The following is a 23,542-nucleotide window of genomic DNA, read 5'->3' on the forward strand; positions in this document are numbered from 1 at the left end:
ATGCGCCGTCGAGACCTGCTCCGATCCACACTGGGCGCCGGTCTCGGCGTCGCCCTGGGCTCGAGTCTTGCGATGCCGCGGCTGGCCCGCGCGCAAGGTTCGCGCGTGCTGCGCTTCGTGCCGCAGGCCGATGCGGCCATCCTCGATCCGATGATCACGACCGGCCTCGTCAACCGCAACCACGGCTTCCTGATCTGGGACACGCTCTACGGCGTGGATGAGAAATTCCAGGTTCAGCCGCAGATGGTCGCCGGCCACACGGTCGAGAACGACGGCAAGCTCTGGGCGATGACGTTGCGGGACGGCTTGAAATTCCACGACGGAGAGCCCGTACGCGGGCGCGATGTGGTGGCGAGCCTGAAACGTTGGGCCGCGCGCGATGCCTTCGGCAATTCGCTCTTCAATTTGGTGGATGAACTCTCGGCGCCTGATGACAAGACCGTGCGCTGGCGTCTGAAGTCACCGTTTCCGCTGTTGCCGGAAGCGCTCGGCAAGGTCGGTGCCATCATCGCCTTCATCATGCCGGAACGTCTTGCGCAGACCGATAGCGTCACGCCGGTCAAGGAGCTGATCGGTTCCGGTCCGTTCAAATTCCAGGCCGATCAGCACGTGCCCGGCGCGCGGCTGGTCTACACGCGTTTCGATGGCTACGTGCCGCGCCCCGAGGGGACGCCGAGCCTGCTCGCCGGTCCGAAGATCGCGCATTTCGACCGGGTCGAGTGGCAGGTCATCCCGGACCCCGCGACGGCCGCGGCTGCGCTTCAGCAGGGCGAGATCGACTGGTGGGATCAGCCCATCGTCGACCTGTTGCCGAAGCTGAAGGGCAACAAGATGCTGACCGTCGAACTGCTCGACCCCATCGGTAATGTCGGCGTGCTGCGCTTCAACCATACGCAGCCGCCGTTCGACAACCCGGCCATCCGCCGCGCGGTGCTCTCCGCCATCAGCCAGAAGGAATTCATGTCCGCGGTTGCGGGCGACGACACCAGTCTCTGGCGCGACAAGGTCGGCTTCTTCGCGCCCGGCGGCATCATGGCGAACGATGCCGGCATGGACGCGCTGAACGGCCCCCGGGATATCGCCGCCGCGGCCAAAGCCATCAAGGACGCCGGCTACAAAGGCGAGAAAGTGCTGCTGATGGCGCCGGGCGATTTCCCTGTCATCGGGCAGATGAGCGAAGTCGCAGCCGATCTGTTCCGCAAGCTCGGTTTCAATGTCGACTACGCGGCGATGGACTGGGGCTCGATGCTGCGGCGCATGGGCAACCGCGAGACACCGGACAAGGGCGGATATAGCGCCTTCTGCACTTATTCTGCGGGCGTCACGCAGCTGAACCCCTCGGCGCATAACTTCATCCGCGGCAGCGGTGACAAGGCGACCTTCGGCTGGGCAAAGAGCGAGAAGCTGGAGCAGCTCCGGGATGCCTGGTTCGCCGCGCCCGATGCCGCCACGCAGACGAAGATTGGCGTCGAGATGCAGCAGCAGTGCTTCATCGATGTTCCCTATGTTCCGCTTGGTGTCTTCTATCAGCCGACGGCTTACAAGAAGAGCCTGACGGGCATGCTCAAGGGCCTGCCGTTGTTCTGGAACGTGCGCGGCGCCTGAAGAGGGATTTTCGATGCTTCCGATCACCGGTTATGCGGACCGCTGGAGCGTGCGCTCCGGCGACGACATCAACTTCATGATTGCGGTCAAGGGCGGCGGCCGCTATTCGGCGCGGATCGCCCGCATCATCTGTGGCGACCCGAATCCCAGGGGACCAGGCTATCGCGAGATTCCGGTCAAGTGGGACCTGGAAGGCCAGCACGATGGCATCGAGCAGACCATCGCCAAGGGTTCATGGGTCGATGTATCAGCACTGGCGCTGCCGGCGGGCCCGATCGGCTTTGCCGCGACTGTCTGGCCGACCTTGCTCGCCGCGGGCCAGCAGGCCGTGCTGAATTGGGCCGGCGCAGGCGGCTCGCTCACGCTCGGCGTCGGCAAGGCGGGCGCTTTCGTCCGGCTCGTGACCGGCGGGGGCACCATCGAGGTCGAGACCAGCGTCGGGCTCACCGAGCGGGCATGGCACGACATCGCGTGCGTGTTCGACCCGGCAACCGGATCGTTGGCGATTGCACAGGCACCGCGCAAGATCAGGCTCGATCGCGACGAGCGCGCGACGAAATCGCTGAGCGCGCCAAAGGCCGCGTTGGCCGGCACGGGGGCGGCGGCGATTGCGGCGGAGCGCGCAGGCCGGGGCGTAGTCCACCATTTCAACGGCAAGATCGAGCGGCCGCGCATCACCGATGGCAGCACCGGCCTTGACGGCACCATCGCCGTGCAGGCTTCTGGAACGGCGGCTCCGTCCATCGCCGAATGGGATTTTTCCATCGGCATTCCGACCGACTCCGCGACCGATATCGGCGCTGCCAAGGCGCACGGTACCTGCATCAACTTGCCGACGCGCGCGATGACGGGGTCGCGCTGGACCGGCGGCGTGACGCATCGCTGGACAGAAGAACCCAAGCTCTGGGGTGCGATCCATTTCCACGACGACGATATCGGCGATTCCGGCTGGCAGCCGTCGCTGACCTTCACCGTGCCGGAGGACTGGAAGAGCGGCGTCTACGCACTGCATCTCGAAAAGGATGGCACGCGCGACAACATCGTCTTCTATGTCCGCGCCCGGATACCGGGATCGCAGGCCAAGGTGGCTTTTCTCGCGCCGACCTTCAGTTACACGGTCTACAGCCAGTACCAGAAGAAGGGCAGGCAAGCCCTGATCACGGAGCGCTCGCTGGCCTGGGGCGCGCTGGCGCAGGCGCCGGACGGTCATCCCGAGTACGGCGTCTCGCCCTACAACTTCCACTCTGACGGCAGCGGCGTGGTGATGTCGACGATGCGCCGGCCGCTGATCGACAAGCGTGTGAACCAGATCCATCTGGTCGATCCCAGCGACTACGGTTCCGGCCTCTACTGGATCTCCGCCGACAGCGCCATCACCGATCTGTTGACCCGCAAGGGTATCGACTTCGAAGTCATCACCGATCACGACGTCCATGCCGAAGGCGTCGATCTGCTGTCGAAATATTCTGTGGTTCTGACCGGGCAGCATCCGGAATATCACACCCACGAGACGCTCGACGCGCTCGGCGCCTATCTCGGCAATGGCGGCCGCTTCATGTATCTCGGCGGCAACGGCTTCTACTGGAAAGTGGTGCCGCATGCGACAGGCACCTGGGCTTTCGAGCTGCGCCGCGCCGAGGGCGGCATCCGGCTCTGGGAAACGCTGCCCGGCGAGAGCTATCACGCGTTCGACGGGTCCTATGGCGGCCTCTGGCGGCGGCTCGGCCGCCCGCCGCAGGCGCTGGTCGGCGTCGGCTTCAGCACGCAAGGGGAGTATATGGGTTTCCCGTACACCTTCCTCGACGGCATTCTCGATTCCCGCGTCGCCTTCATGCGCGAGGGGATCGAGGATCTGGCGAAGCCCGGTGCCAAGCTTGGCGAGCGCGGCTTCATGGGCGGCGGCGCGGCGGGGCACGAGCTGGATCGGGCGGACACGCGCCTTGGCACCCCGCATCATGCGATCATCGTCGGCCGCGCAGTCCTCACTGATCCGACCTATCAGCCCGTCAACGAAGAGCGCTACGACCATACCTGGCCGGCATCGCGCGAGGACATCATCCGCTCCGACCTGACCTTTTTCGAGACGCCGAATGGCGGCGCGGTGTTCTCCGTCGGCTCGATGAATTTCATCGGCGCGTTGCCGGTCGACGGCTACAACAACGTGGCAGCCCTGCTGGTGACCAACATCGTCGGGCGCTTCGCCGATTCGACGCCATTCCCGGTGCCGAAAGCCCCCGCACAAGGGGGATGACCTCACGCGACGATGTTGCTCTTGGGCCGGTGCGAGAATACTCTTGGGACCTGTGCTCGAAAAAACGACAACAAGACCAAGACCCAAGGTGACTGATGGCCCGCATCAACTACAGCGACCCGTTCAAGGCGTCCGACCGCACCCGCGAAATTCTCGACAAGAACCGTAACGCCAACATCTTCCGCATGATGGCGCACTCGCCGAGCTACTTTGAGCAGTACTGCCGGCTCGGCGGAGCCATCCGCCACAAGGGCGAGCTCGATCCCATCGTGCGCGAGCTCGCGATCACCCGCACCGGCATTTTGTGCGAGGCACCGTATGAGATCGTCGCGCACAAGCGCATCGGCAAGAATGTCGGCGTCACCGACGAGCAGAACGAAGCGCTGGAGAACTGGCAGGCCGCGACCTGCTTCAACGAGGTGCAGCGCGCCGCACTCGCCTTCACCGACGAGATCGTGAAGCTGAAGAAGCCGACGGATGCGACGTTCAAGGCGATCGCATCGAAGCTGACACCGGCCGCGCTGGTCGAGCTCCAGCTTTCGGTCGGCTTCTACATCATGACCTCGAAATTTCTGGAGACTTTTGAAATCGATCTCCAGCCTGTCACGGAAGTGGTGGGCTGATCCAAAAACTGTGGCGAGGTCTGCCGATGACGATCGATGAATACGCGGTCTGGGCCGCGAGCATTGCGAAAGTCGATGAGCATCCGTCCAACGAGCGGCTGTCCTATCTCGGGCTCGGCCTCGCCGGCGAATCCGGCGAGGTCGCCGACCACATCAAGAAGCTGCTGCGCGATGACTGGCTCGACAAGGCGGGCCTCGTCGATGAGCTCGGCGACGTCATCTACTACTGGGCTTGCCTGTGCGCCGCGACCGGCCAGCAGCCATCCGAATTGCTCAAGGCGAGCGCGGCCAAGATCAAGCGGCGACTGAGCGAAGCCGCGAGCCGCTGACCCGGATCAGCGCGCTCACGTCGACGTCAGAATGTCGACCTTGGCATTGGCGACGATCAGGCGGTCGGCGAGCAGCTGCGCCAGATTGCGCATAATGCGCTCGGAAGCGCGCGGGTGCTGCTTGCGGAAGCGCTCGAAATCCTTCAGCGGCACCTCGAATGCGGTCGCTGCCATGTCCGCGTAAACATCGGCCGAACGCGTCGGCTCCAGCAGCGCCATCTCGCCGAAGGCCATGCCGGCGGTCAGCGTCGCCAGCCGCACGCCGTCGGGCAGGGTGACATGCACGGCGCCGCTGCGCAGGAAGAACAGGAAATCGGCGGGGTCGCCTGTCGTGATGATCTTTGCCCCGGATGGAAAGGTCCGGATCGTGCAGATCGAGGCGAGGTCGGTCAGCTCTTCCTCGCTCATGCCTGATAGCAGCGGCTGTTCGGCAAGCTCGGTGGTCTCGTGGAAATCGATCGAGCCGCCATAGCGGTAGACGATCTGGTCTTCGGCCCATTCGATCGCGGTGTCGAGCAGATAGAAGTCGCGGACGTTCTTCAGCTCCGCCGTCCATTCCCGCAGGCTGTCCCATTCCTTCGACGCACGCCTGACCCCTGACAGTACGACGGTCACGTTCAGCGCCGCCAGCTCCTCGAACGCCTCGGCCACGAGCCGCGCGCCGGCGCGCGTGGTGGAGGTGACGCGGTGGAGATCGAAGATCACGATTTGCGGCCGCGGCTGTCCGGCCAGCCTGCGCGAGACATAGTCGACCGCCGACAGCGACAGCGTGCCGACCAGCTCGATGACCCGCACCTCCTGCTCATGCCCGGCCAGAATCTCGCGCTCCTGCGGCCGGCGCACGCGCCGCGACGGGCTCTTGCCGATGTCGTAGTCGGCGATGACGGCGTTGCGCGCGTCGTCGCTGCGGTTGAGCATGTGCAGGTCGTAATGCGAGGACAGCGCCTCGCAGACCTTGATGCCGCGCACGCTGTTGCCGTGCTTGTCGAGCTTCGGCGAATAGCTGCCGAGGCCGAGGCGGGCAGGGAGTGCGGCCAGAATGCCGCCGCCGACGCCGCTCTTGGCGGGGATGCCGATCCGGTAGATCCACTCGCCGGCGTAGTCGTACATGCCCGACGACGTCATTACCGACAGCGTGCGCGAGATCGCGTAGGGCGTCAGCACCTGCTCGCCCGTCACGGGATTGACGCCGCGGTTGGCGAGCGTTGCCGCCATCACCGCGATGTCGCGCGCCGTGACCAGCACCGCGCATTGCCGGAAATAGACGTCGAGCACGCCTGCGACATTGTCCGAGATCACCGCATTGGTCTTGAGGAGGTAGCCGATGGCGCGGTTGCGGTCGCCGGTCTGGCTCTCCGAGCTGTAAACGGCCTCGTCCACGGCGAGATCGCGCCCCGCAAAACGGCTGAGCGCAAACCGGACCTGCTCGAAGGCGTCCGTGCCCTTGCTGTCATAGATCAGCCCGGTGCAGGCGATCGCGCCGGCATTGACCATCGGGTTGAACGGATGGTTGTCGGAATTGAGCCGGATCGAGTTGAAGGGATCGCCCGAGGGCTCGACGCCGATCGCGCTCTCGACGCGGCCGGCGCCCAGGAGGTCCAGCGCCAGCGCGAACACGAAGGGCTTTGACATCGACTGGATGGTGAAGGGCACCCGGCTGTCGCCGACCTCGTAGACATGGCCGTCCAGGGTCGCGAGGCTGATGCCAAAATGGGCAGGGTCGGCCTTGCTCAGCTCGGGGATGTAATCGGCAACGGCGCCGGAGGTCTCGGCGGAGAATTCGTTGAGACAATTGCCCAGAAACCGCAGCAGGGGCGGCTTCGAGCGGGTCCAGGCGGAGGCGGCAGGCGAGTGGGTTGTCATCGCCTGTCTTTGTGCAACGCAATCAGGGTACGCGCAACCCGTCCGGCACCACAGCCTGCCGCCGGACCAGCAGCAGGGCGATCAAGACCGTGGGCACGAGGATCGCGAGGCCCAGCAGCGTGACCTGCATCTGCGACAGCGGCATGATCCCGCCGCCGGGGGTGGCCACGACGAAGCCGCCGATCACCAGCAGCACCCGCAAGGGCCACTCCATCAGGCCGGCGCCGCGAAGGTCGCCGACAAAAGCCTGGTAGCCCTGGATGCCGCCGCAGATGAAGACGATGCCGAAGCAGGCAAGTCCGGTCAGCCCGAATGCCTCCAGATACGGGTTGCTGCCCTGAAGTAGCAGCGCCGGATTGAGCACGAAGAAGAACGGGATGAAATAGATGATGCTACCGACCCACATGCTCTCCCAGCCCGTCTTCATCGCGGGCGCACCGGCGATGCCGGCCGCCGCGAAGGAGGCGATCGCCACCGGGGGTGTGATCGAGGACAGCATGCCCCAGTAGAAGATGAACATGTGCACGGCCATCTTGTTCAGCCCGAGCTTCTCCAGCGCCGGCGCCACCAGAATGGCCAGGAAGATGTAGCAGGAGGTCGTGGTCAGCCCGAGCCCGAGGATCAGGCTGGTGATGGCGCACATGATCAGCAGCAGGAAGGCATCGCCTCCGGCGATGCTGAGCAGATCGTTGGCGAGGCTCGAGATCACGCCGGTGAGCGAGAAGGCGCCGATCAGCAGGCCACAACCGGCGAGGATCGCGATCAGCTCGACGAAGGTCTTGCCGTTGAGTTCGAGGAAATGCAGCCAGCGCGCGCCGCCCCAGTTCTTGCCGGGGAAGAATTCGTTCAGCGCGGCCAGCAGGCACATGCCCCACAGCGCGGCGTTGAGCACGCCGAACCAGAACATCGCAGCCGTTGCCGCGATCGAACCGGCGAGCACCAGCGTATTGCCGAGCCTCCAGCGCGCCGGCCCGGACCATTGATGCAGGATCACGAGCAGCACGGAGGCATAGAACGGCGCGTGGCTCTCGCGCTTGAAGTAGAGCAGCATCACCACGAGCACGACGATCACGAAGAGATAGTACCAGCCCTCTTTGAAAGCGTCCCAGAAGCGCGGCAGCTCGGCGCGCGGCAGGCCCTTCAGCTTGTGGCGGGCGGCATAGGCGTCGACCTGCGCGAACAGGCCGACATAATAGAGGATCGAGGGGATGGTGGCGGCGAGCGCGACGTCGGCATAGCCCGTGTTCATGAACTGCGCCATCACGAAGGCGGTGGCGCCCAGCACCGGCGGCGCGAGCACGGCGCCGGTCGAGGCGCAGGCCTCGATCGCGCCGGAATAGGACGGCGTGAACCCCGTCTTCTTCATCGCGGGGATCGTCATCGTTCCGGCGGTCAGAACATTGGAGACGATGCTGCCGCCGACGGTGCCGAGCAGGCCGGAGGCGAACACACAGACTTTTGCCGCGCCGCCGCGGAAGGTGCCGCACATCGCGAAGGCGATGTTGATGAAGAATTTGCCCGCGCCCGTCATCATCAGCGCGGTGCCGAAGACGAGGAAGCCGATCACGGTGTCGGCAAAGGCCTGGATCGGAATCCCGAGCAGGCTCTCACCGGAGAGCATGTGATAGGACGTGGTCTGCTGCAGCGTCGACTGCGTGCCGCGGAACGGCCCGAGCCAGGAAGAGTCCGCAAACAGCGGATAGAGCGTGAAGGGCAGCACGCTGAGCAGCAGGCTCCAGCCGCCGGTGCGCCGCAGCGCCTCCATCAGCACGAACCACATCACGAGCCCGGCGGCGATGACGTTGCCAGGCGCGCCATCGAACTCCCAGCCGAATTGCGCGGCCTTGCGGATGTTGAGCATCAGCCAGATCGCCGAGCCGAAGGTCGCGGCGAACAGCAGCAGGTCATACCAGGGGATGCGGTCGAGCGGCGCCTTCTCCGATCCCGGAAAGATCAGGAAGGTGAACGGGAGCATCAACGCGATCAGCAGGTAGAAATATTCGGTGTTGAGCTGGGTGTAGTCGATGAAGAACCGCAGCGAGAATTGCTGGTTCACACACAACAGAATGGTGGCTGCGGTGGCCGCCATCAGCACCCAGCGCCACGCGCCGTTCAATGTGCGGACGCGCGTGACCTCGGCTTCCTGCAAGTCGGCGGCGGCGCCGAGATGCGGATCTGCGAACTCAACCTTCGTCGCCGGCGCTGCCGCAGTCTCTGACATCGGCGCTCTCCTCAAACAGTTCTGCGGCAGGCAGCTTGACGGTCAGTCAAACCCGTTCGGCATGTCGGCCTTGGCCAGCGCCGTGGCGCGCGCCTTCATCCAGCCCTCGAGGAAGGCCTTTTCGTCCGACGGCGGATTGGACTTGCCGTAATCCGCCCACGCCGCGCCAAGCACTTCCTGTCGCTTGAACAGCTTGTTGTTGTGGGCGTCCTGCGCGTCAGACCATTGCCCGGCTTCTTTCAAGGCCTTCACCGCGCCGGGATGCACGGGCACCACCCAGTTCTTGGTCTGCCGGTCGGCGGCGAGCCCGCCGGCGCCGGGCGCGGAGTCCTTGTAGGCGTCGTAGCTGACGATCATCGCCTTGGTCATCGCATAGACCTGGTCTGCCGCTTGCGAGGCATAGGCGACGAAGATCGGATAGGGGTAGTTGCCGAGCTCGATCGGCTTGTCCGGCGTGATGCCGGCGCCGCAGGTTGCCGTCTGCGGGAAGAAGAACGAGCCGACCTTCTGCATCCGCGCCCAGCCTTCCTTGTCCTTGGCGGGCAGCGGCGGCCAGACCAGGCCGCGCGGCGAGGTTTCGGCTTCCTTGGCGGGGCCGGTGATGGTGGTGCCGAAGGCGGCGTCGGTGTCGTTGTTGATCAGGCCTTTCCACATCGCGCCGTAGCTCGCGAACTCGACGACCTTGACGTCCTTCTGTGTCAGGCCTGCGAAGGCGAGCACCGCGAGCGAGTTCTGGTTCAGCGCGGGCGAGCCGACCACGAAGCCGACGCGCTTGCCTTTCAGGTCTTTCAGATCTTTCACGCCGCTATCGGCTGCGACCCCAAGCGAACCGCAATTGCAATCGACGCTCGAGAGCATGATCTGGAGCGGCTGCGGGCCCCATTCCTTCGAGCCGAACTCGAACACGCCTTCCTGCGCGAAATAGGTACCCGATCCCATCGCCGATGACGTCGCGCGCTTGGCGCGCAATGGTGCAAGCCGCGCGACGTCGTTGCCTGCGGGCAGCACGCGCACATCGGTGCCGTATTTGTCCTTCATCATCTTGCCGACGCCGACCGCGATGTTGAAGCCGGCGGTACCGGTGTCATAGGCGGTGAACGTCAATGTCGCCGGCAGCTTGATGTCTTCGGCGATTGCATAGCTTGTAGACGCAAAAGAAATGCCCGCAACCAAGGCAGGCGCGAGCATGGTCAGCCCACGAAGCATGTTTCCCTCCAATGATCCTCGCGTTTGCCGCGAAGAGTTTCATTCTTTGTTTGAAACAGTTTTTTGTTTGAAACAGATCATGTCATCGCGATCAGGCGATGGCAACGCCGTACCGCGAACGCGGCGATGAGGCAGACAGATTGTCGCGGAAGCCACGGATAATGCAGTCAGTTCGCGACGATCGCGATCGCCTGTCCTTCGGCGACGACATCGTCGAGCTTGACGAGCAGCGATTTGATCGTGCCGCTCGCGGGCGAGGGCACGGGTATCTCCATCTTCATGGCTTCGACGACTACAACGTCATCGCCATCCGCAACGGTTCCTCCAACTTGCACGGGAGTTGCGCAGATGCGACCGGCGACCTCCGTGACGATCTTAATTTCTGGCATGCCATCGCCTTTTTGTTGTCGTCGCAAAATGCCTGAGGTAGCGTCATCTGCAAGTGGAATTTAATTCCGCAGAGCGGAACGAACGGTAGGGAACATGGGACGACGATCGGAGCGGTTAAGCAGGCAAGGTGCGCTCGCTGGCGATGCCGGCGAGGGTGATGTCATCCAGGTGGTGTCGCGCGCGTTCGACGTGTTGCGATGCTTCGAGGGCCACGAGGCACGGCTCGGCAATCTCGAGATTTCAAATCGCTGCGGCCTGCCGCGCTCGACGGTGTCGCGGCTCACGCACACGCTGACGCGGATGGGGCAACTCGTGTACCTGCCGCGCGACCAGAAATATCGCATCGGCCCGAGCGCGGTGGCGATGAGCGCCTCGATGATGAAGGGCGCGCAGCTGCGCAGCATGATCCGGCAGCGGCTCCAGGAAGTCGCCGAGCAATTGCCTGGCACTGTCGGCTTCGTCGTCCCCGATCGCTTCCATCTGGTCTATCTCCAGTTCGCGCGCTCGGCCTCGGCGCTCGGCCTGCACGAGGGCACCGGCAGCCGCATCTCGATGGCCTCGACGGCCGCGGGCGCGGCCTACACGGCGGCGCTAGCGCCTGAAGTCGGCGATGCCTTCATTACGGACATGGAACGGGAAGCGCCCGAAGCTGCAAAGATACTGCGGCCCCGCATCGAGGCCAACAGGCAGTCGTTGCTCGAGCGCGGTTATGTCACGGCCTGCGGCCTGTGGAGCCCGCACATCAACGGCCTCGCGGTGCCGATCTGGTCGCCGCAATACCAGACCTTCGTCGTCATCACGATCGGGCTGTTGTCGTCGATGTATGACGAGCAACGTCTGCATGCGGAAGTCGCGCCGTTGATGGTCGCGCTCGGCCGCTCGCTCGGAAGCCTGATGGAGGGCGCCGAAGGTGATGTCTTCAACAACCGCATCTCGCGCAAACCGGTCGCAATGGCCGTGCATAACAATAACAAGCCGATCAATTCGGAGGGAGTGAATGAACTGGAAGCCGGAACTCGACGAGCTCGCCCGGCGCGAAGCCTTCGCGCGGGAGATGGGCGGCGTTGACAAGGTCAAGCGTCAGCATGACCAGGGCCGACTGACTGTTCGGGAGCGTATCGACAGACTGATCGACAGCGGTAGCTTTCACGAGATCGGTGCCGTCTCCGGCATCGGTGAGTACGATTCCGGCGGCGAGTTGCAGAAATTGACGCCGGCGAACTGTGTGTTCGGCCGCGCGCGTGTCGACGGCCGCACGGTCGTGGTGGTCGGCGACGATTTCACCGTCCGCGGCGGCTCGGCCGATGCGTCGATCTCGGCCAAGCCGTTGATGGCGGAGGAGATGGCGCACGACTTCCGTCTGCCCATCATCCGCATCATCGAGGGCTCCGGCGGCGGCGGCTCGGTCAAGACCATCGAGACCAAGGGCGCGGCCAATCTGCCGGGCGGCATCGGCGGCACGCGCTGGTATCGCTTCACGACGGAGAATTTGTCGCGCGTGCCGGTCGTCGCGCTCGGTCTCGGCTCGGTCGCGGGCTTGGGCGCGGCGCGCCTTGCCGCCAGCCACTATTCCATCATGACCCGGAAGTCCGCGATGTTCGTCGCGGGGCCGCCGGTGGTGAAGGCGCTGGGGCAGGACCTCACCAAGGAGGAGCTCGGCGGCGCCGACATCCAGACTCGCGCCGGCGCGGTCGATCACGCCGTCGATACGGAAGAAGAGGCGTTCGCCTGCGCGCGGCGTTTCCTCTCTTATCTGCCGTCATCGGTCTACGAACTGCCGCCGACCTTGCCCTGCACCGACAATCCGGAGCGCACCGAAGAAGCCCTGATGAATGCGGTGCCGCGCAACCGCAAGCAGGTCTACAAGATGCGGCCGATCGTCGAATCGGTCGTCGACAAGGGCTCGTTCTTCGAGGTCGCCAAGAATTTCGGCAAGCCAATCATCGTCGGTCTCGCCCGGCTCGAGGGCAGGGCGGTGATGGTGCTTGCGAGCGACAGCTTTCACTACGGCGGCTCGTGGACCGCGGATGCGTGCCAGAAAGTGGTGCGCTGGGTCGACTTCGCGGAAACCTTCCACCTGCCGATCGTCTATCTCATGGACTGCCCGGGCTTCATGATCGGCCTCGATGCTGAGAAGGCGGCCACCATCCGCCACGGCGTCCGCGCCATGGCCGCGGTCAACCAGACCACCGTGCCCTGGTGCACCGTGATCCTCCGCAACGCCTTCGGCGTCGCCGGCGTGGTGCATCAGCCGGCCGACCGCTTCTCGATCCGCTACGCCTGGCCCTCGGCCTACTGGGGCTCGCTGCCGCTCGAAGGCGGCATCGAAGCCGCCTACCGCGCCGACATCGATGCGGCCGAGGACAAGGCGGGCAAGCTCAACGAGATCCAGGAACGGCTGAACAAGCTGCGCTCGCCGTTCCGCTCGGCCGAAAAATTCTGGGTCGAGGAGATCATCGATCCCAGGAAGACAAGGTCGCTGCTGTGCGAGTTCGCGAGGCTGGCCGAGCCGTTGCGGAAGGCGGGGCCGCCGGAGAACTTTTCGATCAGGCCGTAGGTTGCGGTCATGGCGAGCAACCGGGGGCGCGCGAAGCGAAGTCCCGATGACGGGCTCCGCGAAGCAATCCAGACTTTACCCGCGGAGGTCGTCTGGATTGTTTCGTCGCTTCGCTCCTCGTGGAGCGGCGCGGTGCAAGTCGTGATGCGTGGAACCATTTCCGGCGCTGTGCATTCAAACGCGCATGAGGAACCTGTATTTCGGCATCGGGGCTCTCGCCGCCGCGCTGGTTCTCTTTACGATTTGGCTGGGCCAGCATGAACGGGAGGCATCAATCGATCGCCTCGAGCAATGGGTGATTCCACGCCCACCACCTGAGCGCTAAAGGAATCGCGGCCGTCACTGACGGCCCTATCGAAATACCCGCAAACACATTCGTTGTAAGCCGCCACGGAAACGGCCACGGCCTTCGGCCGGACAGATCGACATTTTAGACCTGCCGGGGATGTCACTGCCGCCGGTCTTCAGCGGCAGCGACATGAGGATTGACGATTAGCGCTTGGGCAGCGAAGCCATCACTTCGCCCGCGTCGCCATCCTCCAGACAGGGTGTGACGGTCAATGGGAGCAGGTCAGCCCACTGCGCGAGCCAGCGATACATCGCCTTTGGATCGCTCGATTCAGAGATCGCAAATCCCTGTCCGTTCATGCCATGCCACCGGCCCAGCATCTTGACGCCTTCGGGTGGCGCTCCGCCGGTTTCCAGAAAACGGCTGACGGCTGCGTTGAAGGTGCCTTGAGGTACACTCCAGGTTGTAATGAATTTCATGCGATTCTCCCATAATCTGAATTATTGGATGAATGCCGCGGCTGCGCCGCCCGCGCACAATAGCGCTGGCGTGTCGAATAACAACGGCGAATGAAGCCGTGGGTTAGTGCGATGGAGGCGCCGTAGCGGACTTGGTCGTGTGTCATCGGCGTCCGCCGGAGAACATGACGATACGGCCGTAGCGGCGCGAACGGGGAACTCATTGGGGCTGCCGACCTATCCCGTCTCTGATAAGATCATCTCGGGAATGAGACCGGGAGGGCTCGCTCATGTCGGCTGTCGATGCGAAGATCGTCCGCACCATGTGTCCGATGAACTGCCACCCGACGTTTTGCGGAATGCAGGTTGAGGTCGAGAGCGGTCGGCTCAAGACGCTGAGCGGAGACAAGGATAATCCGGACAGTGCCGGGTTTCTTTGCGTTCGCGGGCGCGCGACCAGCGAGATCTTCGGCAATCCGAAGCGACTGCTCTACCCCCAGATTCGCGACGATCGCCGCACCGACATCTGGCGCCGGGTAAGCTGGGACGAGGCGCTGGATTTCATGGCGAAGCGGATGCGGTCGGCTGGGCCCGAGGCGGTGGGTCTATGGGCGGGGCATGGCGGCTTTACCGTGGGCAGTGCCGTGACGGTGCAGTTGATGCAGCGTTTCGCGCATGTGTATGGATGCCAGAACTGGCATCCTGCAATGGTCTGTTGGGGGCTTGGCGGTTTTGGAGTGGGTCTGACGGGCGCGCTCAAGGTCAATACCAAGGAGGATATGGCTGAGAACTCGAACATGATCGTGCTTTGGGGCGCGAACATTTCGAGTCAGCCCAATACCGCCCGTCATATCGTCGCGGCTCGGCGTCGCGGGGCAAAAGTCATCACGATCGATGTAAGGAGAACGGAAGCGGCGGCTCAATCGGATGAAGTTTTCCTGATCCGCCCTGGATCGGACGCTGCGTTCGCTTTGGCCGTGATGCACGTCATCGTCACTGAAAAGCTCTATGACTCTGAGTTTATCGAAGCGCATACCGTCGGCTTCGCGGAATTGTCGTCTCACGTTCTGCCCTTCACGCCGGCCTGGGCAGCAGCCGAGACCGGTCTTGAGGAAGGCCAGATTGCGTCGTTCGCCAGAGCGTACGCGTCCACGCGACCAGCCATGATCCTTCTCGGCGGCAGCTCCATGCACAAGAGTGCCAACGGCTGGCGCGCGGCGCGTGCGATCAGCTGTCTGCCGGCGTTGACCGGCAATTTTGGGGTTGCAGGCGGCGGTCTCGGCCCACGTCATGGCGCCCACAGTGCGGCCATGTGCAATCTGAATACGGGTGTGGCACGCGCGCCGGGCAATTATGTTGCCAATCAAATGCCCGACATCGCAAAGGCCTTGTCCGACGGGCAGCTCAAGGTTTTGCTCCTGCTGGGGACCAACATGCTGTCGTCCTTCGCGGACGCCGGTGAAATCTCCCATGGTCTCGACAAGACGGGTCTGGTCGTTTGCGTCGATCTGTTCATGAATGAAACGGCGCGGCGTTTCGCCGATGTGTTGTTGCCTGGAACCGCCTGGCTCGAGGAATTGGGATTTAAGGTGACGAACACGCACCTCTATCTGATGGAGCGTGCACTGGAGCGGGAGGGAGAGACGCGCCCGATCTATGAAATCCTGAGTTCTTTGGCACACTCCCTCGGGCTTGCTGACTTCTTTCCGTGGGCGTCGATCGAAGAGGTGATCGATGTCATCTTGAATGACACGACAACCGGCCATGCGACTGTTGCGTCGCTGCGCGCTGCCGGTGGCTTTTTGCCTCTTAACGTGCCCGCGGTCGCCTATGCGGATCGGAAATTCGATTCACCGTCCGGGAAGATCGAATTCTGCTCGCCGCAGGCGGCAAGGCTCGGGCTTCCGCCACTTCCGGTGCACGGCGGCGACCAGGCTTCACCCTATCCGTTGTCGCTGAGCTTCGGAAGGACGCTGACACATTTTCATTCGTTCTATGACGAGGGCCAGGCTCTCCCGGCATTGGCAAAGCACAATGTCGCCCCGCAACTCTGGATATCGCCGGTGGATGCAGAGGCGCGTCAACTCAGCAACGGGGATGCGATCAGGATTTACAATCAGCGGGGCGAGTTCGCGGCAAAGGCCTGCGTCACCGACGACGTCAAGCCCGGGGTGGTCTGGATGCGCGATGGCTGGGTTGGCCTCAATCATCTCACGTCCGGCGACGCGGTCCTGACCGGAGACGCTCTCAGTCTTTTTCACTTCTCCGTTGGCCAGTCCGACTACGGCGCCCGCGTGGAGGTCGCGCGAAGGCAGGCATCGTTGTAGACGAGGCTATCCGGCGTCGATCACAGCCGCAGCACCTTGCCCGGATTCATGATGTTTTGCGGATCGAGCGCCCGCTTGATGGTGCGCATGATGTCGAGCTCGGTCTTCGAGCGGTAGTGACTGAGCTCGTCGAGCTTGTCGATGCCGATGCCGTGCTCCGCCGAGATCGAGCCGCCCATCGAGGTGATGAGATCGTTCACGGCCCGCGTGATGGCGGACGAATATTGGGTCAGCGTCTGCTGATCCATGCCTTTGGGGCCCATGAACGAGAAATGCAGATTGCCGTCGCCGATGTGCCCCAAAGGATAGGGGCGAATGGTCGGGAGAATGTCGAGCACGGCCTTGAGCCCCTGGTCGATGAAGCCGGGAATCCTGGAGATGGCCACCGACACGTCGTAGCTCAGTCCCGGCCCCTCGGCACGGGAGGCCTCGGCGACGCTTTCCCGGATGCGCCACATGTTGCGCGATTGATTTCCGTTGTGCGCGATCGCCGCGTCGAGCACGCGGCCGGCCTCGAGCTGATCGGCGAGAAACTGCTCCAGCTTCTCGGTCATGCCCTCGGTCCCGTCCTGTCGGGCCCGCGAGGAAGACCATTCGAGCAGGAGGTACCATGGCGTGTCCGCCTTGAGAGGATCCTGGGTGCCGGGGATATGGCGCAGCACCATGTCGATGGCGCTGCGGCTCATCAGCTCGCAGGAGCCGACATTGTCCCCTGATGCCGCATGCGCTTCGGACAGGATCTCCAGCGCCGCGCGCGGATCGCGGATCGCCAGCCACGCCGTGCAGACGTCCTTCGGCGCCGGCCATAGCTTGAGGACGGCCTTCGTGATGATGCCCAGCGTTCCCTCGGCGCCCATGAAAAGGTGCTTGAGGTCGTAGCCCGTGTTGTCCTTCTTGAGCGCACGCAGTCCGTCCCAGACATCCCCGTTGGCCAGCACGACTTCGAGCCCCAAGACGAGATTGCGGGCATTGCCATAGCGGAGCACCTGCACGCCGCCGGCGTTCGTCGACAGGTTGCCGCCGATCATGCATGAGCCCTGGGCGCCAAGGCTGAGGGGCAGGAACCTGTCGTGACGGCTTGCGGTCTCCTGAAGCGTCTGGAGAACGCAGCCGGCCTCGACCGTCATCGCGTAACCGACGGCATCGACGTCCAGCACGCGGTTCATGCGGCCGAGCGACAGCACGATGCCGGTGTGCGCCGGCCAGGGCGTGGCCCCGCCCATCAGACCGGTGTTGCCACCCTGCGGCACGATCGCGACGCCGTGCTCATGGCAAAGCCGGACGACTTTCGAAACCTCCTCGGTACTGCCAGGACGAACGACGGCGCCCGCGCCGCCAACCAGCAATCCGCGCCAATCCGTCACGAACGGCTGCTTGCCGTGCTCGTCCTCGATCAGGCCCTTCTCACCGACGATCGCGCGTAACGCATCGCGCATCCGGGCAGTCAAAGGAGCGGTCGGGATGGTGGGTAGGGAGGACGGGAAGGCAGCCGGCATTTTGTTTCCCCTGGCGCATCTTGGTGTGCACTGCGCACGTAACGTGCGGGGGTATTCTCCACGTTTGCGGCGGGGAGTCTAATGGCAATATGTCTCGAAGCGGGGGACCGTGGACGAACGCGTCGCAGCTGCCGTCACCGACGGCGCTTGGTCTCGGCCGGGCGGAATCCTAGTGGATGATCTGGTTCAGGAAGCCCTTCGCCCGTTCCGTGCGCGGAGCCCGGAAGAATGTCTCCGGATCCGCTTCCTCCACGATGCTTCCGCGATCCATGAAGACGACCCGATCGGCGACCTCGCGGGCGAATCCCATCTCGTGCGTCACGCAGACCATCGTCATTCCATCTCGCGCCAGCTCGACCATGGTGTCCAGCACTTCCTTGACCATCTCGGGGTCGAGAGCAGACGTCGGTTCGTCGAACAGCATGATCTTGGGCTGCATGCACAGCGCCCTCGCGATGGCGACGCGTTGCTGCTGGCCACCCGACAATTGTGCGGGATACTTGTCCGCCTGATCCTGAATGCGGACCTTCCGCAGCAAGCCGAGTGCGCGATCGCGCGCTTCCGCTTGCGACATGCCGCGAACCTTGATCGGAGCCAGCATGCAGTTCTCGGCGACCGTGAGGTGCGGAAAGAGGTTGAAGCTCTGAAAGACCATCCCGACCTCGCAGCGCACGCTGTTGATGTCGGCCATGCGGTTGCTCAATTCGACACCGTCGACGACGATCCTGCCGCCGTCGTGTTTCTCGATATGGTTGATGCACCGGATGAGCGTCGACTTGCCGGAGCCCGAGGGGCCGCACAGCACGATCTTCTCGCCCTTGCCGACCCTGAGATTGACGTCGTTCAGCGCATTGAATGCGCCGAAGCGCTTCATCACGTTCTCGACGAGGACGATTGCACCGGGCTGCGTGGCATTGCTGACAGTCTCTTGAGGCATGTTCGTCTCCCGAATACGAGGCCGTTTGGTATCCCGATGATCATCGTGCCGTGGCAAGGCCATATCGCTTGCGAAGGCTGGCGACGCACTGGGAGGCCGCCGAGCTGATCACGAGGTAGGCCACCGCGACGACGAGGTACATCTCGACGAGACGTCCATTGAGCTGAGCGAGCTTGGAAGCCGCGCCCAGAAGATCCGTCAACGACAGCACGTAAACGAGAGACGTGTCCTGAAACAGGATGATCGTCTGGCTCAGGATGATCGGGCTCGCCACGCGAAGGACTTGCGGCAGAACGACATGGCGGTAGGTGTCGTAGGTCGACAGCGCGAGCGCCTGGCAGGCCTCGAACTGCCCCTTGTTCACGGCCCGCAGTCCGACGCGAATGATCTCGGAGTAGTAGGCGGCTTCAAACAAGCCAAAGGTGATGAACGCCGTGTAGGTCGCCCCGATCGGGATCGGGCGGCCGCTGCCGCTCAGGTGCCCAAGCACGATCGGCACCAGGAAGAAGAACCAGAAGAGGACGAGGATCAACGGGATCGACCGGATGATCGCAACATAGCCGCGGACCATCTGGGCGAACACCGGGACCTCGAAGTGCTGTACCAGCGCAAGACAGGTTCCGAGGACCATACCGATGGCGAATGCGGCCGCCGTGAGCGAAAGCGAGAACAGCAGGCCCGACCAGAGATAAGGCCACGACTGCGCGACGATCGAGAAATCGAGGGTATTCATTTCACGGTCTCCATGGCGCCAGGCAGAGCGCTGCCCTGCTGCATGTCGGCGGCGAGATCCTGTTCAGCAGTGAGCTTCACCGGGGCGCTACCCGGAATCCTGAAGGCCTTGTCGATGAGCGTCATGATCTGATACGCAACCAGCGCCAGGCAAAGATAGATGATCGTCGCCGCGCCGAATGCCGAGAATGTCTGGAACGTTGCCTCGCTGATCTGGCGCGCCTGTGCGGTCAGCTCCATCAAGCCGATCGTGAGTGCGACGGAGGTGTTCTTGTATATTCCCATCACCTCGCTGGTGAGGCTCGGCACGATCAGGCGCAGAGCCTGTGGCACGACGACGTAGCGATAGGTGAGGTAGCCGCTGAGGCCGAGAGCATTGGCGGCCTCGATCTGCCCCTTAGGAAGCGCTTCGATGCCGGCCCGGACCTGCTCGGCTATTCGAGACGCCGTGTAGAGTCCCAGGCAAAGGAGTGCCGGGAAGAACGATGCCCAAGGCGGCGGCATCTGCTTGATGGCATTTCCGAGCGTGGCCGGCACCACCTCCGGGAAAACAAAGTACCAGAGGAACATCTGCACCAGGACAGGGATGTTCCGGAATATCTCGACGTAGAGCCGGGCCGGAATCGAGATGAAACGATTCTGGACTGTGCGGCCCACGCCGACGAACACGCCGATACCGAAGGCGATCCACCAGCCGAAGAAGGCCAGAGCCAGGGTCCAACCGAGACCCGACAGAAGCCAGTCGATATAGCGCTGGCCGTCTGCCGCCTGTTCAAAAAGCACTCCGAACATCGCGAGCCTCCGGGTTGCAGGTGCGGACGAGGATGACTTTCCGGGACGATCAGCTCCGTCAATCAGTCGACGGCATCGCTGGGATGTGCGATCCGCGCCATCAACTCGTCGGTGAGCGGGAATGCGAGGTTCTCACCCTTGGGCGGGATCGGCCTGGTGAACCATTTCGCGTAGGTCTTCTCGAATTGGCCGGATGCCATCTGCTTGGAGAGAACGTCGTCGACGAGCTTCTTGAAGCCGGCGTCGCCCTTCGTGAACATCAGCCCATAGTAGATCTTCGCGTAACCCTCGGAAAGGAACAGGAGCGCGTCCGGATTCGGCGCCGCAGCCTTGAGCCCGGCGAGAAGGATATCGTCCTCCATGAAGGCGACGGCACGGCCGGTGTTCAGCATGAGGAAGGACTCCGCATGGTCCTTGGCCTGGACGATGTTGAGGCCGAGCTGCTCCTTGGCGTTGACGCTCTGCGCGAAACCTACTGCGTTGGAGCCTTGCGTAGCGACAACCGTCTTGCCTTTCAGATCGCCGGCGGTCTTCACGCCACTGGCGGCCTTGACGAGCCAGCGCGGCTGGCTGACGAACGTTGCGACCGAGAACGAGACCTGTTCCTGCCGCTTCTTGTCGTTGGCGGTGCCGCCGCATTCGATGTCGACAGTCCCGCTCTGGATCAGGGGTATCCGGTTCGAGGAGTTCACCGGCGTGTAGTTGACCTTCAGACTGGGCAACTTCAGCTCCTCCTTGATGCGATCGACGATCGCCGCGCAGAGCTCGAGTGAGAAGCCGATCGGCTTCTGGTCCGGCCCGAGGTACGAGAATGGTATCGAAGCCTCACGGTAGCCGATCGTGATCGAGCCGCTGGATTTGATCTTGTCGAGCGTCGGGCTGTCGGCTGCCGCGGCCGGGCTTGCGTTGACAGCCAGGAGTGCCGGGAGAAGTCCCAATAGCTGAATGAGCTTCTTCATGGTTCTTGCCTTCCCATCGTTTGTCAGATTCAAGCTGCGACGGACGGGCGTCCGAGCCCTCGCCGGCGGATGACGTCGATCAGGCGATCGATGTCGGTGGCGGTGTTGAACATGCCGAGCGAGACGCGAATGCCATCTCGTTCGGGCGACACGCGCACGCCGTTCTCCTCGAAATGGCCGAGCCAGTCTGCCGCTGGCAGGGCGATGACGTAGATGTGCGGAGCGCGATGCTTGCGTTCGCGCGGACCGACGAGGCGGACGCCCAGCTCGTCCAGGCGCGCAATCAGGTGATCGCCGAGATCGAAGCAGTGGTTCTGGATGTTCTGCACCCCGATCTGCTCGATCATGTCGAGCGAAGCACCGAGGGCGTGGACTGCGGGCAGATTGAAGTTGCCGAGCTCGAAGCGCCTGGCGGCCGGCGAGGGCGCCATCCCGTCGGCACGCGCGATGAGATCGCTCGGGATCTCGGCGAGGCTCGCAGCCGCCAGATAGGTCGGCTCGAGCTCTTTGAGCGTCTTGTCCCAATAGAGCAGCCCGAGCCCTTGCGGAACCAGTAATCCCTTGTGGCTGCCGGAGCCGATGAAGCTTGCGCCGATCGCCTTGGCGTCAACAGGCACGACTCCGATGGCCTGCATCACGTCCACCACGAAGTGGAGCTTGTTCCTGACGCACATCGCGCCGACGCTCTCGATGTCAAAGCGGTGACCGGCGTGAAAAGTCACATGCGACATCGAGATCGCACGCGTCCTTTCGTCAATGAAGGGAGCAAAGCTGTCGGCGTCGACGACTTCCGTCATCGGGATGAAGCGGACCTCGACGCCTTTCCGTTGCAGATTGAGGAACGCGTAGGCGTTGTTCGGGTGATCGCCGTGGATCATCAGGACGTTGTCGCCGGCCTGTAGCGGCAGTGCGTTTGCCGCAATGTTCATGCTCTCCGACGTGTTTTTCGTGAAGGCAATCTCATCCGCCGTCACGCCGAGAAAGCGGGCGACCTTGGCACGGGTCTGCTCGACCCGATCGAGCCAGATGCTCTTCGGACCGGCTGTCTCGAAGCCCTCGCGAAGGAAAAGCTCGATCGCGGCCTTCACGGGACGCGCGAGCGGCGTTTGAAACCCGGAATCCAGATAGACCATCCGTTCGACGGCGGGGAATTCCTTCCTCACGGCGTCCACGTCGTAATGACGAGACATGCACATCTCCTGTTGAGCGCGCCGGCAGAACTTGGCTCCCGGCCAAGCGGCGGAGCGCGATTTTCGGAACGGCGAGACCGCACTGCACAATTTCTGGTCAATCGCCGGTGACGCCAAGAATATGAGCTTTCAGGATTTCGACAATCGATTATGTCGAATTTTAATAGGTTTTATTCCGAAAAATGATAATACTCGGCGTTGATCTTGATTTCACTTCCAGTTTTGGCCGGGTGGGAAATGACGAAGCGAATTGGGAAGGATGGACCGTTGGATCGGGCTTTCGCGATCGTTCGGCATGTTGCCGACCAGCGCAAAGCCGTCTCGGCCGCGGAGATCGCAAAGGCTCTTTCGCTGCCGCTTCCAACGGCACACAGGTTGATCGGAAACCTCGAAGACCGCGGATTGCTTCAGAAGGCGTTGGGTACCAAGCGGTACGTTGTGGGCAACCAGCTCGTCACACTGTCGGCCACCGTCATCGGCGCTGCGTTTCGTACTGCGCGGCGGCATGCGGTGCTTCGGGCGGTCGCGGGAGAAATCGGCGAACAGTGTGAGATCGGCGTCGTACGCGACAACGTCGTTGCCTATGTCGACAGCGTTCGCGTTTCGGAGCCGCAAGGTCTTCAGTTCAATCCGGGGGAAGCGGCGCCGTTACACTGCACGTCGACCGGAAAGATCTATATGAGCAGACTGCCCGAGCGGATCCGGGCGAAGCTGTGCCGCGCGCTACCCCTGACCAAATTCACCGAAACGACGATCGTCGATGTCCACGCGCTGATGAAGGTTCTCGAGGAGACGCGACAACGCGGCTGGGCCAAGACAAACGAAGAGTACGTCAAGGGGGTGGTGGGGTGCGCCGTCCCCATTCTGTCACCGGATCGGGAATTGATCGCTTGCCTCGGCGTCTCTGTACCGGTGGCCCGCGTGAGCTTCGCCGAACTGGACCGGTTCATAGCGCCGCTTCAAAAGGCCGCCGCTCTGCTATCCGACACCATTCTGCAAGTTGAAGACGACGATGGCGCAGATGCCCGATGACGGCATGATGCCTTGGCCTCTGTGCCATAGCCGTCCTTAACCAGACCGACGTGTCTGCTGCGCGGTGATGCTGCGCAGTCCACCGGACGCACCCGCCAGCGCCGGCGTTGAGGCCGTATCGACCGCACCTGAGGCCGCTTACCCCTCAATCTCTGCGATCGCGTTTAACCGACGTTAATGATGTCTTCTCGATATGGAACATCCCACTCCGTTGCACTCCCTGTTTGTGGATTGCCCGTAAGTGTTGATTAAGAAGGCCATATCCATATTCCAGCCTGCGATTGG

At 63.2% G+C, this 23,542-nt stretch carries 19 protein-coding genes; 8 read left to right on the plus strand and 11 right to left on the minus strand.

Features of this window, described 5'->3' with window-relative positions; all coding sequences use genetic code 11:
- The 4 genes from IVB46_RS25580 to IVB46_RS25595 all read left to right on the plus strand — a co-directional run bounded on the left by IVB46_RS25580 (window position 1) and on the right by IVB46_RS25595 (window position 4,808).
- Complete coding sequence (locus IVB46_RS25580) at window positions 1–1,605, plus strand: ABC transporter substrate-binding protein (RefSeq protein WP_247311962.1); 1,605 nt, start codon at window positions 1–3, stop codon at window positions 1,603–1,605.
- 13 nt (window positions 1,606–1,618) lie between these two features.
- A complete protein-coding gene (locus IVB46_RS25585; protein ID WP_247311965.1) occupies window positions 1,619–3,856 on the plus strand; it encodes a N,N-dimethylformamidase beta subunit family domain-containing protein in 2,238 nt (745 codons plus the stop codon).
- 95 nt (window positions 3,857–3,951) lie between these two features.
- The gene (locus IVB46_RS25590) at window positions 3,952–4,479 is read left to right on the plus strand and encodes a carboxymuconolactone decarboxylase family protein (protein ID WP_028146557.1); all 528 of its coding nucleotides are present in this window, start codon (window positions 3,952–3,954) and stop codon (window positions 4,477–4,479) included.
- Between the two features lie 26 nt (window positions 4,480–4,505).
- Entirely contained in the window at window positions 4,506–4,808 is a 303-nt protein-coding gene (locus IVB46_RS25595; protein ID WP_014495972.1) for a nucleoside triphosphate pyrophosphohydrolase family protein, read from the plus strand.
- 15 nt (window positions 4,809–4,823) lie between these two features.
- Here IVB46_RS25595 and glsA read toward each other — a convergent pair whose 3' ends face one another.
- The 4 genes from glsA to IVB46_RS25615 all read right to left on the minus strand — a co-directional run bounded on the left by glsA (window position 4,824) and on the right by IVB46_RS25615 (window position 10,487).
- Complete coding sequence (gene glsA / locus IVB46_RS25600) at window positions 4,824–6,671, minus strand: glutaminase A (protein WP_247311968.1); 1,848 nt, start codon at window positions 6,669–6,671, stop codon at window positions 4,824–4,826.
- Between the two features lie 22 nt (window positions 6,672–6,693).
- Entirely contained in the window at window positions 6,694–8,892 is a 2,199-nt protein-coding gene (locus tag IVB46_RS25605) for a TRAP transporter permease (RefSeq protein ID WP_247311971.1), read from the minus strand.
- Between the two features lie 42 nt (window positions 8,893–8,934).
- A complete protein-coding gene (locus tag IVB46_RS25610; protein ID WP_247311974.1) occupies window positions 8,935–10,098 on the minus strand; it encodes a TAXI family TRAP transporter solute-binding subunit in 1,164 nt (387 codons plus the stop codon).
- Between the two features lie 167 nt (window positions 10,099–10,265).
- Window positions 10,266–10,487 (minus strand): acetyl-CoA carboxylase biotin carboxyl carrier protein subunit, encoded by a 222-nt coding sequence (locus tag IVB46_RS25615; protein ID WP_135214343.1) that lies wholly within the window; start codon window positions 10,485–10,487, stop codon window positions 10,266–10,268.
- 94 nt (window positions 10,488–10,581) lie between these two features.
- On the opposite strand from IVB46_RS25615, the gene IVB46_RS25620 reads away from it, so the two are divergent.
- Together IVB46_RS25620 and IVB46_RS25625 are read left to right on the plus strand one after the other, a co-directional pair.
- Window positions 10,582–11,556 carry a helix-turn-helix domain-containing protein gene (locus IVB46_RS25620; RefSeq protein WP_085401976.1) on the plus strand — a complete coding sequence of 325 codons (975 nt, stop codon included), beginning with the start codon at window positions 10,582–10,584 and terminating at the stop codon, window positions 11,554–11,556.
- Entirely contained in the window at window positions 11,486–13,045 is a 1,560-nt protein-coding gene (locus IVB46_RS25625; protein WP_247343717.1) for a carboxyl transferase domain-containing protein, read from the plus strand. The genes IVB46_RS25620 and IVB46_RS25625 overlap by 71 nt, the downstream gene beginning before the upstream one ends.
- A 492-nt stretch (window positions 13,046–13,537) precedes the next feature.
- Here IVB46_RS25625 and IVB46_RS25630 read toward each other — a convergent pair whose 3' ends face one another.
- Window positions 13,538–13,813 (minus strand): DUF3303 family protein, encoded by a 276-nt coding sequence (locus IVB46_RS25630; protein ID WP_038941960.1) that lies wholly within the window; start codon window positions 13,811–13,813, stop codon window positions 13,538–13,540.
- Between the two features lie 269 nt (window positions 13,814–14,082).
- On the opposite strand from IVB46_RS25630, the gene IVB46_RS25635 reads away from it, so the two are divergent.
- Entirely contained in the window at window positions 14,083–16,119 is a 2,037-nt protein-coding gene (locus IVB46_RS25635) for a molybdopterin-dependent oxidoreductase (RefSeq protein WP_247311983.1), read from the plus strand.
- Between the two features lie 20 nt (window positions 16,120–16,139).
- Here IVB46_RS25635 and IVB46_RS25640 read toward each other — a convergent pair whose 3' ends face one another.
- The 6 genes from IVB46_RS25640 to IVB46_RS25665 all read right to left on the minus strand — a co-directional run bounded on the left by IVB46_RS25640 (window position 16,140) and on the right by IVB46_RS25665 (window position 22,225).
- Complete coding sequence (locus tag IVB46_RS25640; protein WP_247311987.1) at window positions 16,140–17,615, minus strand: FAD-binding oxidoreductase; 1,476 nt, start codon at window positions 17,613–17,615, stop codon at window positions 16,140–16,142.
- A 169-nt stretch (window positions 17,616–17,784) separates the two neighbouring features.
- Window positions 17,785–18,552: an amino acid ABC transporter ATP-binding protein gene (locus tag IVB46_RS25645; protein ID WP_276010583.1), complete on the minus strand. Its 768-nt coding sequence runs from the start codon at window positions 18,550–18,552 to the stop codon at window positions 17,785–17,787.
- 40 nt (window positions 18,553–18,592) lie between these two features.
- A complete protein-coding gene (locus IVB46_RS25650; protein ID WP_247311990.1) occupies window positions 18,593–19,285 on the minus strand; it encodes an amino acid ABC transporter permease in 693 nt (230 codons plus the stop codon).
- Complete coding sequence (locus IVB46_RS25655) at window positions 19,282–20,076, minus strand: amino acid ABC transporter permease (RefSeq protein WP_247311993.1); 795 nt, start codon at window positions 20,074–20,076, stop codon at window positions 19,282–19,284. The genes IVB46_RS25650 and IVB46_RS25655 overlap by 4 nt, the downstream gene beginning before the upstream one ends.
- 62 nt (window positions 20,077–20,138) lie before the next feature.
- The gene (locus IVB46_RS25660) at window positions 20,139–21,035 is read right to left on the minus strand and encodes an amino acid ABC transporter substrate-binding protein (RefSeq protein ID WP_247311996.1); all 897 of its coding nucleotides are present in this window, start codon (window positions 21,033–21,035) and stop codon (window positions 20,139–20,141) included.
- 29 nt (window positions 21,036–21,064) lie between these two features.
- Window positions 21,065–22,225 carry an aminotransferase class V-fold PLP-dependent enzyme gene (locus tag IVB46_RS25665; protein ID WP_175618070.1) on the minus strand — a complete coding sequence of 387 codons (1,161 nt, stop codon included), beginning with the start codon at window positions 22,223–22,225 and terminating at the stop codon, window positions 21,065–21,067.
- 237 nt (window positions 22,226–22,462) lie between these two features.
- Here IVB46_RS25665 and IVB46_RS25670 point away from each other — a divergent pair, with 237 nt between their 5' ends.
- The gene (locus tag IVB46_RS25670; protein ID WP_208089381.1) at window positions 22,463–23,257 is read left to right on the plus strand and encodes an IclR family transcriptional regulator; all 795 of its coding nucleotides are present in this window, start codon (window positions 22,463–22,465) and stop codon (window positions 23,255–23,257) included.
- Window positions 23,258–23,542 lie beyond the last annotated feature (285 nt).

Source organism: Bradyrhizobium sp. 61 (genome assembly GCF_023073075.1).
Lineage (GTDB): Bacteria > Pseudomonadota > Alphaproteobacteria > Rhizobiales > Xanthobacteraceae > Bradyrhizobium > Bradyrhizobium barranii.

What these genes read in the sequence shown, in the direction of transcription:
- IVB46_RS25580 (WP_247311962.1), top strand. Translation starts at nt 1, where the DNA reads ATGCGCCGTCGAGACCTGCTCCGATCCACACTGGGCGCCGGTCTCGGC.
- IVB46_RS25585 (WP_247311965.1), top strand. Translation starts at nt 1,619, where the DNA reads ATGCTTCCGATCACCGGTTATGCGGACCGCTGGAGCGTGCGCTCCGGC.
- IVB46_RS25590 (WP_028146557.1), top strand. Translation starts at nt 3,952, where the DNA reads ATGGCCCGCATCAACTACAGCGACCCGTTCAAGGCGTCCGACCGCACC.
- IVB46_RS25595 (WP_014495972.1), top strand. Translation starts at nt 4,506, where the DNA reads ATGACGATCGATGAATACGCGGTCTGGGCCGCGAGCATTGCGAAAGTC.
- glsA (WP_247311968.1), bottom strand. Translation starts at nt 6,671, where the DNA reads ATGACAACCCACTCGCCTGCCGCCTCCGCCTGGACCCGCTCGAAGCCG.
- IVB46_RS25605 (WP_247311971.1), bottom strand. Translation starts at nt 8,892, where the DNA reads ATGTCAGAGACTGCGGCAGCGCCGGCGACGAAGGTTGAGTTCGCAGAT.
- IVB46_RS25610 (WP_247311974.1), bottom strand. Translation starts at nt 10,098, where the DNA reads ATGCTTCGTGGGCTGACCATGCTCGCGCCTGCCTTGGTTGCGGGCATT.
- IVB46_RS25615 (WP_135214343.1), bottom strand. Translation starts at nt 10,487, where the DNA reads ATGCCAGAAATTAAGATCGTCACGGAGGTCGCCGGTCGCATCTGCGCA.
- IVB46_RS25620 (WP_085401976.1), top strand. Translation starts at nt 10,582, where the DNA reads ATGGGACGACGATCGGAGCGGTTAAGCAGGCAAGGTGCGCTCGCTGGC.
- IVB46_RS25625 (WP_247343717.1), top strand. Translation starts at nt 11,486, where the DNA reads ATGAACTGGAAGCCGGAACTCGACGAGCTCGCCCGGCGCGAAGCCTTC.
- IVB46_RS25630 (WP_038941960.1), bottom strand. Translation starts at nt 13,813, where the DNA reads ATGAAATTCATTACAACCTGGAGTGTACCTCAAGGCACCTTCAACGCA.
- IVB46_RS25635 (WP_247311983.1), top strand. Translation starts at nt 14,083, where the DNA reads ATGTCGGCTGTCGATGCGAAGATCGTCCGCACCATGTGTCCGATGAAC.
- IVB46_RS25640 (WP_247311987.1), bottom strand. Translation starts at nt 17,615, where the DNA reads ATGCCGGCTGCCTTCCCGTCCTCCCTACCCACCATCCCGACCGCTCCT.
- IVB46_RS25645 (WP_276010583.1), bottom strand. Translation starts at nt 18,552, where the DNA reads ATGCCTCAAGAGACTGTCAGCAATGCCACGCAGCCCGGTGCAATCGTC.
- IVB46_RS25650 (WP_247311990.1), bottom strand. Translation starts at nt 19,285, where the DNA reads ATGAATACCCTCGATTTCTCGATCGTCGCGCAGTCGTGGCCTTATCTC.
- IVB46_RS25655 (WP_247311993.1), bottom strand. Translation starts at nt 20,076, where the DNA reads ATGTTCGGAGTGCTTTTTGAACAGGCGGCAGACGGCCAGCGCTATATC.
- IVB46_RS25660 (WP_247311996.1), bottom strand. Translation starts at nt 21,035, where the DNA reads ATGAAGAAGCTCATTCAGCTATTGGGACTTCTCCCGGCACTCCTGGCT.
- IVB46_RS25665 (WP_175618070.1), bottom strand. Translation starts at nt 22,225, where the DNA reads ATGTCTCGTCATTACGACGTGGACGCCGTGAGGAAGGAATTCCCCGCC.
- IVB46_RS25670 (WP_208089381.1), top strand. Translation starts at nt 22,463, where the DNA reads ATGACGAAGCGAATTGGGAAGGATGGACCGTTGGATCGGGCTTTCGCG.